This window comes from Serratia sp. CC22-02, assembly GCF_900182895.1.
Lineage (GTDB): Bacteria > Pseudomonadota > Gammaproteobacteria > Enterobacterales > Enterobacteriaceae > Serratia > Serratia nevei.
Genome location: NZ_FXUD01000008.1, coordinates 48238 through 66692 on the forward strand (window position 1 = coordinate 48238; position 18455 = coordinate 66692).

At 62.3% G+C, this 18455-nt stretch carries 16 protein-coding genes; 13 read left to right on the forward strand and 3 right to left on the reverse strand.

Annotation, left to right across the window (positions count from 1 at the left end; translation table 11 throughout):
* Nucleotides 1-31 precede the first annotated feature (31 nt).
* From pepP to QOL81_RS21535, 7 genes are all read left to right on the forward strand, one after another.
* Entirely contained in the window at nucleotides 32-1345 is a 1314-nt protein-coding gene (gene pepP, locus QOL81_RS21505; RefSeq protein WP_197757669.1) for a Xaa-Pro aminopeptidase, read from the forward strand.
* 4 nt (nucleotides 1346-1349) lie between these two features.
* Nucleotides 1350-2528, forward strand: a complete 1179-nt coding sequence (gene ubiH, locus QOL81_RS21510; RefSeq protein WP_197757672.1) for a 2-octaprenyl-6-methoxyphenyl hydroxylase — start codon at nucleotides 1350-1352, stop codon at nucleotides 2526-2528.
* A 51-nt stretch (nucleotides 2529-2579) separates the two neighbouring features.
* Nucleotides 2580-3782, forward strand: a complete 1203-nt coding sequence (gene ubiI, locus QOL81_RS21515; protein ID WP_049273437.1) for an FAD-dependent 2-octaprenylphenol hydroxylase — start codon at nucleotides 2580-2582, stop codon at nucleotides 3780-3782.
* A 506-nt stretch (nucleotides 3783-4288) separates the two neighbouring features.
* Entirely contained in the window at nucleotides 4289-5386 is a 1098-nt protein-coding gene (gene gcvT / locus QOL81_RS21520; RefSeq protein WP_004931631.1) for a glycine cleavage system aminomethyltransferase GcvT, read from the forward strand.
* A 46-nt stretch (nucleotides 5387-5432) separates the two neighbouring features.
* Nucleotides 5433-5819 carry a glycine cleavage system protein GcvH gene (gene gcvH / locus QOL81_RS21525; protein ID WP_063990680.1) on the forward strand — a complete coding sequence of 129 codons (387 nt, stop codon included), beginning with the start codon at nucleotides 5433-5435 and terminating at the stop codon, nucleotides 5817-5819.
* Nucleotides 5820-5911: 92 nt separating this feature from the next.
* The gene (gene gcvP, locus QOL81_RS21530) at nucleotides 5912-8791 is read left to right on the forward strand and encodes an aminomethyl-transferring glycine dehydrogenase (RefSeq protein ID WP_060432203.1); all 2880 of its coding nucleotides are present in this window, start codon (nucleotides 5912-5914) and stop codon (nucleotides 8789-8791) included.
* A gap of 108 nt (nucleotides 8792-8899) precedes the next feature.
* A complete protein-coding gene (locus tag QOL81_RS21535) occupies nucleotides 8900-9865 on the forward strand; it encodes a quinone oxidoreductase family protein (protein ID WP_049199252.1) in 966 nt (321 codons plus the stop codon).
* Between the two features lie 10 nt (nucleotides 9866-9875).
* Here QOL81_RS21535 and QOL81_RS21540 read toward each other — a convergent pair whose 3' ends face one another.
* The 3 genes from QOL81_RS21540 to QOL81_RS21550 are packed head-to-tail and all read right to left on the reverse strand — an operon-like array spanning nucleotide 9876 to nucleotide 12485.
* Entirely contained in the window at nucleotides 9876-10406 is a 531-nt protein-coding gene (locus QOL81_RS21540) for a GNAT family N-acetyltransferase (protein ID WP_060422828.1), read from the reverse strand.
* Nucleotides 10407-10411: 5 nt separating this feature from the next.
* Nucleotides 10412-11821, reverse strand: a complete 1410-nt coding sequence (locus QOL81_RS21545) for an ATP-binding protein (protein ID WP_049199249.1) — start codon at nucleotides 11819-11821, stop codon at nucleotides 10412-10414.
* Between the two features lie 4 nt (nucleotides 11822-11825).
* Nucleotides 11826-12485 (reverse strand): response regulator, encoded by a 660-nt coding sequence (locus QOL81_RS21550; protein WP_019455640.1) that lies wholly within the window; start codon nucleotides 12483-12485, stop codon nucleotides 11826-11828.
* A 189-nt stretch (nucleotides 12486-12674) separates the two neighbouring features.
* On the opposite strand from QOL81_RS21550, the gene QOL81_RS21555 reads away from it, so the two are divergent.
* The 6 genes from QOL81_RS21555 (at nucleotide 12675) to QOL81_RS21580 (ending at nucleotide 18453) form a co-directional block, all read left to right on the forward strand.
* Nucleotides 12675-12908: a hypothetical protein gene (locus QOL81_RS21555; RefSeq protein WP_060422831.1), complete on the forward strand. Its 234-nt coding sequence runs from the start codon at nucleotides 12675-12677 to the stop codon at nucleotides 12906-12908.
* 95 nt (nucleotides 12909-13003) lie between these two features.
* Complete coding sequence (locus QOL81_RS21560; protein ID WP_283440022.1) at nucleotides 13004-13750, forward strand: SDR family oxidoreductase; 747 nt, start codon at nucleotides 13004-13006, stop codon at nucleotides 13748-13750.
* 354 nt (nucleotides 13751-14104) lie between these two features.
* A complete protein-coding gene (locus QOL81_RS21565) occupies nucleotides 14105-14923 on the forward strand; it encodes a DeoR/GlpR family DNA-binding transcription regulator (protein WP_060422840.1) in 819 nt (272 codons plus the stop codon).
* A gap of 47 nt (nucleotides 14924-14970) precedes the next feature.
* Complete coding sequence (locus QOL81_RS21570; protein ID WP_060422843.1) at nucleotides 14971-15954, forward strand: substrate-binding domain-containing protein; 984 nt, start codon at nucleotides 14971-14973, stop codon at nucleotides 15952-15954.
* Between the two features lie 2 nt (nucleotides 15955-15956).
* Nucleotides 15957-17474: a sugar ABC transporter ATP-binding protein gene (locus QOL81_RS21575; protein ID WP_060441311.1), complete on the forward strand. Its 1518-nt coding sequence runs from the start codon at nucleotides 15957-15959 to the stop codon at nucleotides 17472-17474.
* Nucleotides 17467-18453, forward strand: a complete 987-nt coding sequence (locus QOL81_RS21580; RefSeq protein ID WP_283440023.1) for an ABC transporter permease — start codon at nucleotides 17467-17469, stop codon at nucleotides 18451-18453. Before QOL81_RS21575 ends, QOL81_RS21580 begins: the two co-directional genes overlap by 8 nt.
* Nucleotides 18454-18455: the final 2 nt, after the last annotated feature.

The window sequence follows — 18455 nt, forward strand, 5'->3', positions numbered from 1 at the left end:
GGTGCGGATGGCATGATTTCAGGAGAAGGTAATGACTCAGCGGGAATTCAACAACCGCCGTCAGGCGCTGTTGGCGAAAATGGCGCCGGCCAGCGCGGCGGTTATTTTCTCTGCGCCGGAAACGACGCGCAGTGCAGATTCAGACTATCCCTATCGGCAGAACAGCGACTTTTGGTACCTGACCGGCTTCAATGAGCCGGAAGCGGTGCTGGTGCTGATCAAAAGCGACGAAACGCACAACCACAGCGTGCTGTTCAATCGGGTGCGCGATCTGACGGCGGAAATCTGGTTTGGCCGCCGCCTGGGGCAAGACGCTGCGCCGGCGAAGCTGGGCGTGGATCGCGCGCTGCCGTTCGATGAAATCAATGATCAGCTGCACCTGCTGCTCAACGGCCTGGACGTGGTCTACCACGCGCAGGGCGAATACGCCTACGCCGATCAGATCCTGTTCGATGCGCTGGACAAGCTGCGCAAGGGGTTCCGCCAGAATCTGCAGGCGCCGGCCACTGTGACCGACTGGCGGCCGTGGCTGCACGACATGCGCCTGTTCAAATCGCCGGAAGAGCTGGCGGTGATGCGCCGCGCCGGTGAGATCAGCGCGCTGGCGCATACCCGCGCGATGGAAAAATGCCGTCCTGGCATGTTCGAATACCAGCTGGAAGCGGAGATTCATCATGAATTCACCCGCCTCGGCGCCCGCTACCCGTCTTACAACACCATCGTCGGCAGCGGCGAAAACGGCTGCATCTTGCACTACACCGAGAACGAGAGCCAGATGCGCGACGGCGATTTGGTGCTGATCGACGCCGGCTGCGAGTATCAGGGGTACGCCGGCGACATTACCCGCACCTTCCCGGTCAACGGCAAGTTCAGCAAGCCGCAGCGCGCGGTGTACGACATTGTGCTGGCGTCGCTGCTGCGCGCTTTGGCATTGTTCAAACCCGGCACCAGCATCCGCGAAGTCAACGACGAAGTGGTGCGCATCATGGTGGTCGGGCTGGTGGAACTGGGCGTCTTGAAAGGTGAAGTCGACCAGCTGCTCGCCGAACAAGCGCACCGGCAGTTCTTCATGCACGGGCTGAGCCACTGGCTGGGCCTCGACGTGCACGACGTCGGCCACTACGGCACGCCGAGCCGCGATCGGCTGCTGGAGCCAGGCATGGTGCTGACCGTGGAACCGGGGCTGTACATTGCGCCGGATGCGGACGTGCCGGCGGAATACCGCGGCATCGGCATCCGCATCGAGGACGACATCGTGATCACCGCCGACGGCAACGAAAACCTGACCGCCACCGTGGTGAAAGACGCCGATGCCATCGAGGCTTTGATGGCGGCGGCAAGGTAACGGAATGAGCGTAATTATCGTTGGTGGCGGTATGGCGGGCGCGACGCTGGCGCTGGCTATCTCGTCGCTTACTCAGGGAAGAATGGCCGTGGATCTGGTCGAGGCGACTCGGCCGGATGACCGCAGCCATCCGGGCTTTGACGCCCGCGCCATCGCATTGGCGCAGGGCACCTGCCAACAGCTGGCACGCATCGGCGTTTGGCCGGCGCTGCGCGACTGCGCCACGCCGATCACTCAGGTGCACGTCAGCGATCGCGGCCATGCCGGTTTCGTGAATCTGCAGGCGCAGGATTATCAGGTCGATGCGCTTGGCCAGGTGATCGAACTGCACGACGCCGGGCAGCGGCTGTTCGCGCTGCTGGCGAAGGCGCCGGGCGTTACGCTGCATTGCCCCGCGCGGGTGGTGGACGTGATTCGCACCGCAGAGCGGGCGGAAGTGCAACTGGATACCGGTCTGCGCCTGTGCGGGCAGCTGCTGGTGGCGGCCGACGGTTCACGTTCGGCGCTGGCGCAGGCCTGCAACGTGCAGTGGCGGCAGGAGGAGTATCCGCAGTTCGCCACCATCGCCAACGTCACCACGGCGGAAGATCCGCAGGGGCGCGCCTTCGAGCGTTTTACCCGCTACGGGCCGCTGGCGCTGCTGCCGATGTCGCAGGGGCGCAGTTCGCTGGTGTGGTGCCACGCGCGCGAAGATCGCGCCCGGGTGGATGCCTGGGACGACGAGCGTTTTATCGCCGAGCTGCAACAGGCCTTCGGCTGGCGGCTGGGGCGTATCCTCAAGGCCGGTAAACGGCACAGTTATCCGCTCAGCCTGCTGACCGCCGATCGTCATGTCAGCCATCGTCTGGCGCTGGTGGGCAACGCGGCGCAGACGCTGCACCCGATCGCCGGGCAGGGGTTCAACCTCGGCCTGCGCGACGTGATGTCGCTGGCGGAAACGCTGGCGGAAGCAGTAGACAGCGGCGAAGACGCCGGCGGTTATGCGCTGCTGAGCCGCTATCAGCAGCGGCGGCAAAACGATCAGCAGGCGACGATCGGCGTGACCGACGGATTGATCCGCCTGTTCGCCAACCGTTATGCCCCGCTGGTGGTCGGCCGTAATCTGGGGCTGATGGCGATGGCGCGTTTGCCGGCGGTGCGCGACGCCTTCGCCAAGCGCACGCTGGGCTGGGTGGAACGTTAGACACAGAATCGGGCGCCCTGTGGCGCGCGTTATTTAAGGAAATCGAGCAGCATGCAATCATTTGACGTGATTATCGCCGGTGGCGGTATGGTGGGGCTGGCGTTGGCCTGCGGCCTGCAGGGCAGCGGGCTGCGCGTGGCGGTGCTGGAACAACGCCAGCCGGACATGGCGCCGCCGTCGGAGCAGCCTGCGCTGCGCGTCTCCGCCATCAATGCCGCCAGCGAGCGTTTGCTGCAGCACATCGGCGTGTGGGACGACATTCTCCAGCAGCGCGCCAGCGCTTACAACGCGATGGAAGTGTGGGAGCGCGACAGCTTCGGCAAAATCGCCTTCCGCGGCGACGAGTGCGGCTTCAGCCATCTCGGCCACATTATCGAAAACTCGGTGATCCAGCAGGCGCTGTGGAAACGCGCCGAAAGCCTGTCGGACATCACGCTGATTACCCCGGCCGCGCTCAAGCAGGTGGCGTGGGGCGAGAACGATGCCTTCGTTACGCTGGAGGACGGGCGCATGCTGACCGCCCGTCTGGTGATCGGCGCCGACGGCGCCCAGTCGTGGCTGCGCCAGCACGCCGACATCCCGCTCACCTTCTGGGATTACCGCCACCATGCGCTGGTGGCCACCATTCGCACCGAAGAGCCGCATCAGGCGACGGCGCGGCAAATTTTCCACGGCGACGGCATTCTGGCGTTCCTGCCGTTCAGCGATCCGCATTTGAGTTCCATCGTCTGGTCGGTGACGCCGGAAGACGCCGAGCGGCTCAAACAGCTTGAGCCGGAGCAGTTCAACCGCGAACTGGCGATGGCCTTCGATATGCGTCTGGGCGCCTGCAGCCTGGAAAGCGAGCGGTTGGCGTTCCCGCTGACCGGCCGCTATGCGCGCAGCTTCGCCGCGCACCGCCTGGCGCTGGTGGGCGATGCGGCGCATACCGTGCATCCGCTGGCCGGACAGGGCGTGAACCTGGGCTTTATGGACGCCGCCGAGCTGATTGCCGAACTGCGCCGCCTGCAGCGGCAGGGCAAGGATATCGGCCAGCACCTCTATCTGCGCCGCTATGAGCGCCGCCGCAAACATGGCGCGGCGGTGATGCTGGCCAGCATGCAGGGTTTCCGCGAACTGTTCGACGGCAACCACCCGGCCAAAAAGCTGCTGCGCGACGTGGGACTGCGGCTGGCGGACAGCCTGCCGGGCGTCAAGCCAAAGCTGGTGCGTCAGGCAATGGGCCTGAACGATCTGCCCGAGTGGCTTGCCTGATACCTGCCTTCTGCGAGCCCCCAGCGGGCTCGCGCTTCTCGCCTTATGCCATCGTCTTTCCTTATATAACCCTTCATTTGAAATAATCTAATTTCAGCTGCTTTTTATCATTACTTTTTCTAATTCCATGTTCGGTTATCAAAAGTCGGAATCTCATGCGCGGCCGTCGGTTTGTTATATAACTTCGGAGTTTTGCCGCTTTAATTGTTAATTTTGTGCCTTAAAGCGCATTTTTCCAGTGAAAAACTCTGCACACTAGCCCGGCATTTTACCGCCCTGGAACGGCGATGAGCCTATTTTAACTTATGGTTAATGTGGTCGTTCGGTGATAAGTTCGAGGGAAAGGTATCGTTTGCGTCACGGCGGTTGCACGCAGTTTCCGCCCGTCCCGGCGCAGCATTTGTGTTGAGCAGTCAGTGCGCCATGGCGATCGGGCCGCGAGCCAGGCTCCGCCGCATTGCGTGGTAGCACCCTAACTTCTAGCGACGAGTGGAAAGAGGGAAAAGATGGCAAAGCAAACCCCACTGTACGACCAGCACGTGGCGTGCGGTGCGCGCATGGTAGACTTTCACGGCTGGATGATGCCGCTGCACTACGGCTCGCAGCTCGATGAGCACCACGCGGTGCGTCAGGATGCCGGCATGTTCGACGTGTCTCACATGACCATCGTGGATCTACACGGCGCCCGCACCCGAGAGTTCCTGCGCTACCTGCTGGCGAACGACGTCGCCAAACTGACCCAACCCGGCAAGGCGCTGTACACCGGCATGCTGAATGCCTCCGGCGGCGTGATCGACGACCTGATCGTTTATTTCCTCACTGAAGACTATTTCCGCCTGGTGGTGAACTCCGCCACGCGCGACAAAGACCTGGCCTGGATTGAAGAGCACGCCGCGCCGTATGGCGTTGCGCTGACGGTGCGCGACGATCTGGCGCTGATCGCGGTACAGGGCCCGCAGGCCAAAGAGCGTGCCGGCACGCTGTTCACCCCGGAACAAAAAAGTGCGGTCGAAGGCATGAAGCCGTTCTTCGGCGTGCAGGCCGGCGAGCTGTTCATCGCCACCACCGGTTACACCGGCGAGGCCGGCTATGAGATCGCGCTGCCGAAAGAGCAGGCGGCGGATTTCTGGCAAAAATTGCTGGCCGCGGGCGTCAAGCCGGCCGGTCTGGGCGCGCGCGACACGCTGCGTCTGGAAGCGGGCATGAACCTCTACGGGCAAGAGATGGACGAAGGCGTTTCACCGCTGGCCGCCAACATGGGCTGGACCATCGCCTGGCAGCCGGAAGATCGTCGTTTCATCGGCCGCGAAGCGCTGGAACAACAGCGCGAGCAGGGCACCGAGCAACTGGTCGGCTTGATCATGACGGAAAAAGGCGTATTACGTAATGAGCTGCCGGTGCGTTTCACCGACGCGGCGGGGCAAACCCACGAAGGCGTGATCACCAGCGGTTCGTTCTCTCCGACGCTGGGCTTCAGCATCGCGCTGGCGCGCGTGCCGGCAGGTATCGGCGAGCAGGCCATCGTGCAGATCCGCAACCGTGAAATGCCGGTCAAAGTGACCAAGCCCGGTTTCGTTCGCGCCGGCAAGCCGCTGACAAATTGATTTTTTATTGATTGATTCTTTTATTTCTTCGAAGGAGTAACCGGCGATGAGCAATGTGCCAACAGAATTGAAATACGCATCCTCCCACGAGTGGGTTCGTTCAGAAGGTAACGGCGTTTACACCGTAGGCATCACCGAACACGCGCAGGAACTGCTGGGCGATATGGTGTTTGTCGATCTGCCGGAAGTGGGCCGCAACGTCGCCGCCGGTGAAGATTGCGCCGTGGCGGAGTCCGTCAAGGCGGCGTCGGACATTTACGCGCCGATCAGCGGCGAAATCGTGGCGGTGAACGGCGAGCTGGAAAGCTCCCCGGAGCTGGTGAACAGCGAGCCTTACGGTGACGGCTTCCTGTTCCAGATTAAAGCCGCCGACGAAGGCGAGCTGGCGAACCTGCTGGACGCCGCGGCTTATCAGGCCTCGATCGACGAGTAATCGTGACCACGCCCCAGGCCTTTTGGCCGGGGCGTTTTAGTTACCGTTCAAGCTATATCCCGTATCACGCAAGCATTCAGGAATTTGTAGCAATGACTCAGACACTCAGCCAACTCGAACACAGCGAAGCGTTCATTGAACGCCACATCGGCTCTTCTGCGGAACAACGCCAGGAGTTGCTGGCAGCGGTGGGCGCTCGCTCGCTCAGCGCGCTGATCCAACAGATCGTGCCGGCGGACATTCAGCTGCCGGGGCCGCCGCCGGTCGGCGACGCGGCGACCGAACACCAGGCGCTGGCTGAGCTGAAGGCGATCGCCTCGCAAAATCAGCGCTACAAATCCTATATCGGCATGGGCTACAGCGCCGTGCTGACGCCGCCGGTGATCCTGCGCAACATGCTGGAAAATCCGGGTTGGTACACCGCTTATACCCCTTATCAGCCGGAAGTGTCGCAGGGCCGCCTGGAAGCGCTGCTGAACTTCCAGACCGTGACCCTCGATCTGACCGGCCTGGATCTGGCTTCCGCTTCGCTGCTGGATGAAGCCACCGCCGCCGCCGAAGCGATGGCCTTGGCCAAACGCGCCAGCAAGCTGAAAGACGCCAACCGCTTCTTCGTGGCTGACGACGTGCATCCACAGACGCTGGACGTGGTGCGCACCCGCGCGGAAACCTTCGGCTTCGACGTCATCGTCGATAAAGCGGAAAAAGTGCTGGAGCTGGACGGCGTGTTCGGCGTGCTGCTGCAACAGGTGGGCACCACCGGCGAGCTGCACGACTACAGCGCGCTGCTGGCTGAATTGAAATCGCGCAAAATCATCACCAGCGTGGCCGCCGACATCATGGCCCTGGTGCTGCTGACCGCGCCGGGCAAGCAGGGCGCCGACGTGGTGTTCGGCTCCGCGCAGCGCTTCGGCGTGCCGATGGGCTACGGCGGCCCGCACGCCGCCTTCTTCGCCTGCCGCGACGAGTTCAAGCGCTCGATGCCGGGCCGCATCATCGGCGTTTCCCGTGATGCCGCCGGCAACACCGCGCTGCGCATGGCGATGCAGACCCGCGAGCAGCATATCCGCCGCGAGAAGGCCAACTCGAATATCTGTACCTCGCAGGTGCTGCTGGCCAACATCGCCAGCCTGTACGCGGTGTACCACGGCCCACAGGGGTTGCAGCGCATCGCCGGGCGTATCCATCGCCTGACCGACATTCTGGCCGCCGGGCTGCAGAAGGCCGGCCTGACGCTGCGTCACAACACCTGGTTCGACACCCTGACCGTTGAAGTGAAAGACAAAGCGGCGGTGCTGGAACGCGCGCTGAGCTTCGGCATCAACCTGCGTACCGATATCCACGGCGCCGTAGGCATCACGCTGGACGAAGCCACCTCGCGTGAAGACGTGCAGACGCTGTTCGCACTGCTGGCCGGCGACAACCACGGCCTGGACATCGACGCGCTGGACGCGGCGGTGAGCAAGAGCAGCCAATCGATCCCGGCCGCCATGCTGCGTCAGGATCCGATCCTGACCCATCCGGTATTCAATCGCTATCACAGCGAAACCGAGATGATGCGTTACATGCACCGTTTGGAACGTAAGGATCTGGCGCTGAACCAGGCGATGATCCCGCTGGGTTCTTGCACCATGAAATTGAACGCCGCGGCGGAGATGATCCCGATCACCTGGCCTGAATTCTCCGAGCTGCATCCGTTCTGCCCGCCGGAGCAGGCTGCCGGCTACCAGCAGATGATCGGCCAACTGTCTCAGTGGCTGGTACAGCTGACCGGTTATGACGCGGTGTGCATGCAGCCGAACTCCGGCGCGCAGGGCGAATACGCCGGCCTGCTGGCGATCCGTCGCTACCACGAAAGCCGTAACGAAGCGGGCCGCCACGTCTGCCTGATCCCGAGCTCGGCACACGGCACCAACCCGGCCTCTGCCCAAATGGCGGGCATGAGCGTGGTGGTGGTCGCCTGCGACAAGAACGGTAACATCGATCTGCACGATCTGCGCGTCAAGGCAGAGCAGGCGGGCGAAGAACTCTCTTGCATCATGGTGACCTACCCGTCGACCCACGGCGTGTATGAAGAAACCATCCGCGAAGTGTGCCAGATCGTGCATCAGTTCGGCGGTCAGGTGTATCTGGACGGCGCTAACATGAACGCCCAGGTGGGCATCACCACGCCAGGCTACATCGGCGCGGACGTTTCGCACCTCAACCTGCATAAAACCTTCTGCATCCCGCACGGCGGCGGCGGCCCGGGCATGGGCCCGATCGGCGTGAAAGCGCACCTGGCGCCGTTCGTGCCGGGCCACAGCGTCGTGCAGATCGACGGCGTAACCACCCAGCAGGGCGCAGTTTCCGCAGCGCCGTTCGGCAGCGCCTCCATCCTGCCTATCAGCTGGATGTACATCCGCATGATGGGCGCGGAAGGCCTGAAGCAGGCCAGCCAGATGGCGATCCTGAACGCCAACTACATCGCTACCCGCCTGAAAGGCGCATACCCGATTCTGTATACCGGCCGCGATCACCGCGTGGCGCACGAATGTATCCTCGATATTCGTCCGCTGAAGGAAGAGACCGGCATCAGCGAAATGGACATCGCCAAGCGCCTGATCGACTTCGGCTTCCACGCACCGACCATGTCGTTCCCGGTCGCGGGCACGCTGATGGTTGAGCCGACCGAGTCGGAAAGCAAGGTGGAACTGGATCGCTTTATCGATGCGATGCTGGCGATCCGCAGCGAGATCGATCGCGTCGCCAAAGGCGAATGGCCGCTGGAAGATAACCCGCTGGTGAATGCGCCGCACGTGCAGGCGGAGCTGGTCAGCGACTGGCAGCACCCGTACAGCCGCGAGCTGGCGGTGTTCCCGGTGGCCGGCGTGCGCGAGAACAAGTACTGGCCGAGCGTTAAGCGCCTGGACGACGTGTACGGCGACCGTAACCTGTTCTGTTCTTGCGTGCCGATGAGCGATTACGAATAACACGTTCGGCAAAGTTTGTGTTCGGGGGACACCGCATCATGCGGTGTCCCTTTTTATTTTATTGCGGCCTATTCTTTCCTGTACGTTCCCACGATTTGAGGAGTCACCATGCAAGCGGCAATCGTAACAGCGCTGGGGCAAGCCCCGGTTTTCGGCACCTTTGAGGAGCCCCTGGCGCAGGCGAATGAAGTGCCGATCGAGGTTCTGGCGGCCGGCATCAAACAGCTGGATCGCGCTACCGTCGCCGGCACCCATTACTCCAGCCCCAAGCAGTTGCCGATCGTGCCCGGCACCGACGGCGTGGGCCGGACGGCCGACGGGCAACGGGTCTATTTCGCCTCCTTCCGCCGCCCTTACGGCGCGATGGCTGAGCGCAGCGTCGCGTCATGGACGGTGCCGGTGCCGGAGGCGGTAGACGACGCCACGGCGGCGGCGCTGATCAATCCGGCCTTCGCCGCCTGGCTACCGCTGCGCTGGCGAGCGGATCTGCAGCCCGGTGAAACGGTGCTGATCATCGGCGCTACCGGCACCTCGGGCAAACTGGCGGTTGCGGCGGCGCGTCAGGCGGGAGCCGGGCGCATCGTTGCCGCCGGCCGTCGGCTGAGCGTGTTGGAGGCGTTGGGCGTGGATGCCACGGTGGATCTGAGCCTGCAGGGCGAGGCGCTGACGCAGGCCTTCGCGGCGGCGGCGGGGCCGGGCGGTTATCAGGTGATCGTCGATTATATCTGGGGCCCGGCGACCGAAGCGCTGCTCGCGACGCTCAATAATCACGATCTCTCGTCTTACGCCGGCGGGCGCGGCATTCGCCTGGTCAACGTCGGCTCGATGGCCGCGCCGGACATCCGGCTGCCGGCGGCGGTATTGCGCAGCAATCAGCTGCAGATCCTTGGCAGCGGCACCGGCAACTTCCCGCCGATCCCGGAGATGCAGCGCTACGCGACCGAAATTCTGGCGCTGGCGGCGACGGGCGCGCTCACTATCGAGACGCAGGAGCACGCGTTGGCGGAGATCGCCGAGGTGTGGGATCTGAACAAGAAAAGCGACGTGCGTTCGGTGATACGCATCGCCCGTTAGGCCCTTGCCGTTAACGGCAAGGGCAGACCAGGTGAATATCCTCCGGCTCGCGGGCGAACAGCTCGGCATCCGGGCGCTCGATGAGCCGGCAGCCTTGCGCCAGATAGAAGTCTACGGTGCTTTTGTTAGGGATGGAGGAGACGTATAGCCCGGCGGCGCCTTCCTGCGCCGCCTGACGCAGGCAGAGTTGAAACAGCTGCTTGCCCAGCCCCAGGCCGCGTTGGTGCGCGCTGACGTAAAAGAACAGCAGCTGGCGCAGATCCCGCTGCGGGCCGCGCGGCTCGGTGTCCAGCGCCGCCGCCGCGACGATCTCCTCGCCTTCGAACCGCGCGAAGAACGCGCCGCCGCGATCGAAGCAGGCTTCGTGGATTGGCGTATAGGTTTCCTGGTCGTGCGGATCCCAACCGCGCACGTCGTAGTAGTCCGGGTAGGCTTGCAGCTTGCCGTCCTGCAGGCGATACAGGGTGTCGATGACTTCACTGCGGTCGATATCCCATAGGCGGTCGAGTTGCTGCCGTTGCAGCAGAACAGGGGCGCTCATGATCGTTATTCACTCTCAGTCTGTGGCCGGTAACTTTCCGGCAAATCGATAATAAAACCGATGCCGCGATCGTCGAGGCCTTCGGTGACGCGCAGCTGCGCGCCGATTTTGTCGGCCAGGTTCCGGGCGATGGCCAATCCCAGCCCGCTGCCGGTTTGCTGCGTGCCGGGCACGCGGTAAAAGCGTTCAAACAGGCGCGGAAGGTGCTCTTCGCTCACTCCGGGGCCGTTGTCGCGCAACGTAATATAGCAGCCGAGCGGTGCCAGCGAACGGATATTGGCTTCGATGCGGCTACCGGGCGGCGCGTACTTGAGCGCGTTGTCCAGCAGATTGGTGAAGATGGCGATCAGCGCATGGCGATCGGTGTTTATCACCACGTCCTCGCTGCCGTCGAGTGAAAGTTCCACATCCTTTTCCAGCGCATAGGGGACGTGCTGCGCGATGCATTTGCCAATGTCGGCGTAGATGTCCACCGCCTCGATTTTCAGCGGAAAATCCTCCGCCTCCAGCTTGGCCAGGTTGATCAGCTGGCGCGACAGCGACGCCGCGCGATCCAGCCCCTGCTGCATGTCGCCGATGATCTCCCGGCGCTCCTGTTGCTCCGAGACCTGGGTCAGCAGATGCAGCTGCGCCAGCACGGCGGCGATCGGCGTGCGCAGTTCGTGCGCCGCATCGGCCATAAAGCGTTTTTCGCGCTGGTTGGCGGCGTCGATGCGCGCCATCAGCTTGTTGACCTCCACCACCACCGGCCGGATTTCCTGATACTGCTCGCTGACGTTGATCGGCGACAGGTTACCCGGCTGGCGATCGGAGATGGTGCGGGCGATCTGGCGCAGCGGTCGCAGGCTGAAGTAGGCGGTAAACAGCAGAGTGATGATGATCGCCGCCAGAATGCCCAGCAGCGGCATGGCGGTGCTTTCCGCCGGGTTACCGAACAGCGTGGTGCGATCGTTGAACGACTCGCCGACGATCACCCGATATTGGCGCTTTTCGCTCCAGCTGCCGGCAAGATGCCAGTTGGCGCCGGCGTACTTAACGGAGCCGGACAGCACCGAAGGCGGCAGGCGCAGCGGTTCTCCCTGCGTTTGCGAACTGTAAAGCACCCGGTTGTCCCGATCGTAAACCACGAACAGCGGGTGGTAATCGATTTGATCCTGCATGCCGTTATTGATGGAATCAATGTACATGCCTTCAATGGTCTTGATGATGCCGCGGTAATCGATATTGTCGGTGCCGGTTTCATCGAGAATATTGGCGATACCCACGGCGACAATGCGTTGCTGGTTATCGAAATATTTTTCCATGTCGGGGTAATACCAATATTTCACCCAGGCGACGAGGATCCCCCACAATAATAAAATGGCCAGGACCTGGAAAATAATGGTGCGCATAAAGAAGGATTTGAAACCGATCATCCTGCTACTCTTTCTTCAGCAAATAACCAATGCCGCGTACGGTAATAATTCTTTCTTTACCGATCTTGCGCCGTAAATTATGCATGTGCACTTCCAGCGAGTTGCTTTCCACGCTGTCGCCGTGGCCGAACAGCCGCTGTTCCAACACCGCTTTGCGCACCACGGTGCCGGCACAGCGCATCAGCTCGTGCAGCAGGTGATACTCTTTTTTCGACAGCATCAGCAGTTCGTTATCCAGCGTCACCTGATGGTTTACCGGGTCGAGATACAGCGTGCCGAGGCTCCAGGTTTGCGAAGCGAAGCCCGCCATGCGTCGGTTGACCGCCTTGACGCGTGAGATGAGCTCGGGCAGCGCAAAGGGTTTGGCCAGAAAGTCGTCCGCGCCGGAATCCAGGCTGTTCACCAGGCTTTCGATGCGGTCGCGGGCGGTCAGGATGATGATGGGGATATTTTGCCCGGCGGCGCGCCAGGCGATTAGCTTTTGCAAACCGTCGCCGTCCGGCAGCGTAAGATCCAACAGCATCAGATCGAACCCGCCGGGTGAAAGTTTATTTTCCGCGTCCGCGAGCAGGCGCACCCAGCACAAATTAAAGCCGGTGAGCTCCAATGCGCGGCACAGCGCCTTGCCTAATTGCAGGTCGTCTTCCACCAACAGTATGTTCACGTTTGTTCCGCTGAGATCTTCAAGTCGCGATTATCTAACTATAACCCTGCCGGGAAGACAACGGGGAAACTCGCTTTGCCTGCGCGTTCTTAAGCAAACCTTAATCTGGCTTTAATCTCGCGTTAAGGGAACGCGGTGGAATTTCAGTTATTTTGCTGCCATTCGATACCACAACAGAAGGAGCGAAACATGCAGACTGACGGTTCCCCGCTCGCGGGCACCTCGCGGCGGCTGATATATGCAGGCGTGGCGGCCGTGCTCGTTCTGTTGATGCTGTCTTTTCGCGGCGACGCCCAGAGCCATGGCCATAGCGGCCTGCATGCTGCCGGCTTACAACGGGGGCATCAGGTGACGACGCCGGACGCCTACGGCTGCGTCAAAGCGCGCATTAAAAAGCAGCTGCGCCGCCTGGCTCAGCTTTAAAGCGTTTTTTAGCGCGCGGCTCTATACTCTGACGGGCAAACGGGGCGCCTGTGCACAGGCCGCTGTGTTGATATCGCCAAGCAGAGAAAAACAATATGACGAAAGTGGCATTGGTCACAGGCGCGAGCCGGGGAATTGGTCGTGCGACCGCTTTGCTGCTGGCCCGGCAGGGCTATGCGGTGGGGGTGAATTACCTGCGCGACGAAAGCGCGGCGCGGCAGGTGGTGGCGGAGATTGAGGCGCAGGGCGGCAAGGCGCTGGCGCTGCAGGCCGACGTGGCCGATGAAGCACAGGTGATGGCGATGTTCGCTGCGCTGGACGCCGGGCTGGGCACGCTCAGCGCGCTGGTCAACAATGCCGGGATTCTGTTCCAGCAGGCGAACATTGAACAATTAACCGCCGAGCGCATCAATCAGGTGCTCGGCACCAACGTGACCGGTTACTTCCTGTGTTGCCGCGAGGCGGTGAAGCGCATGGCGCTGCGCCATGGCGGGCAGGGAGGCGCTATCGTCAACGTTTCCTCCGCGGCGTCCCGGTTGGGGGCTGCCGGAGAATACGTCGATTACGCCGCCTCGAAAGGCGCCGTCGATACCCTGACCATCGGGTTATCACGCGAGGTGGCGGCGCAGGGCATCCGCGTCAACGGCGTGCGGCCCGGATTCATCTATACCGAGATGCACGCCAGCGGCGGCGAGCCCGGCCGGGTGGATCGCGTGAAGGACAGTTTACCGATGCAGCGCGGCGGGCAGCCGCAGGAAGTGGCGGAGGCGATCGGCTGGCTGCTGTCTGACGCTGCGTCTTACGTGACCGGCACTTTTATCGAGGCCGCAGGCGGGCGTTGAACGCATGAGGGGGTTTTGACATCCCGTCGTGCGGAGTGTATTGCCTACCAGCATTAGCTGCCGCTCGGCAGCGTTCGGTCAAAACCACAAAAACGGTCATTAACGGTCATGTTGCGGAACGTGGAATTGTGACCGTTTACCGTTTCTCTCCTGTCTGTCTAAGACGCACACGCATCATAACTGCCTGTTACTCCACACTTTCGTAATTATTCATTTCATTTCCTTCCCGATTTTTTTGACAACTATCACACCGCCATCGTTGACCGATCGCGGGGCGATGCGCTTTGCGTCTGCGCGCAAAACGCGGCGCGGCAAATCGATATCGTAATCATCGTCCTGGAGGAGAAAAGAAACATGCTGCCTGTAGAACGTCATCGCTTTATCACCGAAGTCTTGAGCCAGCGCGGCCGCGTGATGGTGCAGGAGGTGGCGCAGCTGTGCCATATCTCTATCGAGACGGCGCGGCGTGATTTGGCCTTGCTGGAACGGCGCGGCCTGCTGCTGCGCAGCCACGGCGGTGCGGTGTTCGTCGAGCCGCCGGCGGTGGAGAAAACCTATGTGCCCGCCGAGATAGACCAGGGGGAATCTTTCCGCCAGCGCAGCAACGAGGCGCCGGAGCAGAAAACGCGCATCGCCAAACGCGCGCTGGAATTTATCGCGCCGGGGGATTGTCTGCTGCTGGACAGCAGCTCCACCAGCTGGTTTTTGGCGCGCCAACTGCCGGATATCTCTCTGGTGGTATTGACCAACTCGCTGCACATCATCCAGACGCTGGCCTGCAAGGCCAACGTGCGCACCATCGGACTGGGGGGCGAGTATTCCGCCAAGTACGAGGATTTTATCGGCGTGCTGGCGGAACAGATGTTGAAGGAGTTTGTGATCAACAAGCTGTTCTTCTCCTGCCACGGCATCTGTCAGGACGGCGGCATCCGCGAGAGCAACGAGCACCATGCGCGGTTGAAGCAGCAGATGCTGCTGGCGTCGGAGCGCAAGTTCCTGCTGGTGGATAGCAACAAGTTCGGCCGCCGCTCGTTCGCGCGCATCTGCCACTACCGGGAGATAGATACCTTAATCACCGATCGGCTCAGCGACGACGAATTTCGTCAGGAACTGGCCTGGAACAACGTAGACGTGATTGAAGTTTCACCCGCCGCGAAAAAGGCGGCGCGATAACAACAACGAAAACCCTTATTACAGCCAACACTTGTGGAGAGAGAACAATGAAAAAATCCGTACTGGTCGGTCTGTTTGCCTCGCTGCTGCTTTCGGTCTCCGCGCAGGCGGCGGACAAGCTGAAAATGGGCGTGGTAGTGAAGATCGGCGGCATTCCCTGGTTCAACGCCATGGAGGCCGGCATCAAAAGCGAGGGCGCCAAACGCGGCATCGACGCCTGGATGGTCGGGCCGACGGCGGCGGACCCGGCGCTGCAGGTGCGCGCCATCGAAGATCTGATCGCGCAGAAGGTGGACATCATCGGCGTGGTGCCGAACGACGCCCGGGTGCTGGAGCCGGTGCTCAAGCGCGCGCAGGAAGCGGGCATCAAGGTGATCGTGCACGAATCCCCCGGCCAAAAGTACGCCGACTGGGACTTTGAGCTGGTGGACGCCTCGCAGCACGGCGTCAACCACATGAAAGCGCTGGCCGCCTGCATGAAAGAGCAGGGCAAGTACGCGGTGTATGTCGGCAGCCTGACGGTGCCGCTGCACATCACCTGGTCAGACTCGGCGATCAACTACCAGAAGCAGCACTACCCGAACATGCAGCTGGTGGGCGACAAGTTCGGCGTGGGCGAATCGCTGGATGACAGCGTGCGCACCACCAACGATCTGATGGCCAAATATCCCGATCTGAAAGGCGTGCTGGCCTTTGGTTCACAGGGGCCGATCGGCGCCGGGCGCGCGGTGCTCAACCGCGGCAAAAGCAACGATATCTGCGTCATCGGGCCGTTCAGCCCGGGCCAGGGCGCTTCGCTGGTCAACCGTGGCGCCATCAAGGGTGGCTATATCTGGAATCCGCTGGTGGCGGGCGAAGTGTTCGTGCGCATCGCCGACATGATGCATAAGGGAGAAAAAATCACCGACGGCATGACCATCGAAGGCATGGGCAAGGTGCAGGTGGATGCGCAGCAGCACACCATTCTCGGCAACGCCACCGAAAGCCTGGATAAGCAAAACCTGCCGAAGCTGGTGAAGATGGGGCTGTAATCATGGCGATTTCCGGTAATACGGCAACGCAGGGCGCGCCGCTGATCGCGCTGCAGCAGCTGTCGATGACCTTTGGCGGCCAGCGTGCGCTGAACGCTATCTCGCTGGCGCTGATGCCGGGGGAAGTGCACTGCCTGGCGGGTACCAACGGCTGCGGCAAGAGTACGTTGATCAAGGCGATCGCCGGCGTGTATCAACCGGACGACGGCAGCCGCATCACCATCGACGGGCAAACCTTCGGTCGGCTGTCGCCGGATCAGGCGCGCGCCTTCGGCATTCAGGTGATCTACCAGGATCTGTCGCTGTTTCCCAACCTGACGGTGGCGGAAAACATCGCCTTCGAGCACAACCTGCATGGGCTGCTGGGATGGTACCGCCCGGCACGGCTGCGGCGCACCGCCGAGCGGCTGTTGCAGGAGCTGAGTTTCCATCTGGATCTCGACAAACGGGTGGCGGAGCTGCCGATCGCCCAGCGCCAGCAGGTGGCGATCTGCCGCGCGCTGGTGGCGGAGGCGCGGCTGGTGATCATGGATGAACCAACCGCCTCGCTGACCCGCACCGAGGTCAATCAGCTGCTGCGCACGGTGGATTACCTGAAAGCGAAAGGCATCTGCGTGGTGTTCGTCAGCCACCGGCTGGACGAGGTGCTGGAAATTTCGGATCGCGTCACGGTGATCCGCGACGGCAACAAGATCGGCACCTGGCCGGCGGCGGAGATCACCGGCGATCGTCTGACCGAGTTGATGACCGGTCTGAAGCTGGACTATCGCCTGAAGTCACCGAGCATGAATAAGGATCGGGTGATGTTGGAGGCGGATCGCCTCAGCCGCACCGGGCAGTATCAGGACGTGAGCTTCCGGCTGCATCAGGGCGAGGTGCTCGGTCTATGCGGCCTGCTCGGCTCCGGGCGCACCGAGCTGGCGCTGAGCCTGTTCGGCATGACCCGGCCGGACAGCGGCAAGCTCTACCTCGACAGCAAACCGGTGCGCTTTCGCGGCCATGAGGACGCGATCAAGGCCGGTATCGGCTACGTCTCGGAGGATCGCCTGACGCTCGGCCTGGTGCAGCAACAGTCGGTGGCGGACAACGCGGTGCTGACCATTCTCGATAAGCTGCGCGGGCGTTTTCGCCTGATTGACGACTACCGCAAGAATCGCATCGTCGCGGAGTGGATCGCCAAGCTTGGCGTGCGGGTGGCGGATCCGGAGCAGGCGGTTTCGACGCTGTCCGGCGGCAATCAGCAAAAGATCGTGTTGGCCAAGTGGGTGCTGACCCAGCCGCGGATCTTGATCCTCGACTCGCCGACCGTCGGCGTCGACGTTGGCGCCAAGGCCAGCATCTATCAACTGATCCATCTGCTGGCGCAGGAGGGGATCGCCATTTTACTGATCTCCGACGAGGTGCCGGAGGTGTATTACAACTGCGATCGGGTGCTGCACTTCAGCGGCGGCAGCGTGATCGGCGAATACCTGCCGGGGCAGGTGAGCCAGCAACAGCTGGCGGAGGCGGTCAATGCGTAGATTCAGCCTGAAACCGCGAGGCAACGAAGGCTACCTGGCCTGGGTACTGCTGCTGACGGTCATCGTTTTTTCGCTGCTCAGCGATCGGTTTTTGACGGTGCAAAACCTGCTCGATCTCAGCGAAAGCTATGCGGTGAGCGGCATTTTCGCCCTCGGCCTGTTCGTGGTGCTGGTGACCGGCGGTATCGATATCTCCTTCGCGGCGGTGGCCTCGGTGGTGCAGTACCTGATCGCCACGCTGGCGACCCACTACGGGCTGGCCAGCCCGGTGGGCAGCATTCTGCTGGCGTTGGCGATCGGCGCCGCGCTGGGCATGGTCAACGCGCTGTTGATCTACTGCCTGCGCATCGTCTCGATCATCGTCACCATCAGTATGCAGGCGTTGTTGTTCGGCATGCTGATGTGGCTGACCAACGGCCGCAGTCTGTACGCGCTGCCGGACTGGTGGACGCTGCCGCGCAGCGTGCTGCCGTTTCAGCTGGGTGAACAGAGCTATCAGCTCGGTTTGCCGACGCTGGTGATGCTGGCGGTGGCGCTGCTGACCTGGCTGCTGCTGAACAAGACGCACCTCGGGCGCCAGCTGTTTGCCGTCGGCGGCGATGCGGAGTCGGCGCGGCGCATCGGCATCCGCGTCGGCCTGCTGCACCTGTTCGCCTATGGCTATCTGGGCGTGATGGCGGCGATCGGCGGCCTGGTGCAGGTGTACCGCATGGGGGAGGTGGTGCCCAATGCGCTGGTGGGCGGTGAGCTCGATGTACTGGCGGCGGCGGTGCTGGGCGGCGCCAGCCTGAACGGCGGCAAGGGCAGCGTGATCGGCACGCTGATGGGCGTATTCCTGATCGGTGTGCTGAAAAACGGTCTCAACCTGATCGGCGTGTCCAGCTACTTCATGAACGTGGTGATCGGCCTGGTGATCGTCGCGGCGACTACCGTCACCCACTACAAGAAACGCAAAGAAACCGACGTCGGTTTCGCCTGAGG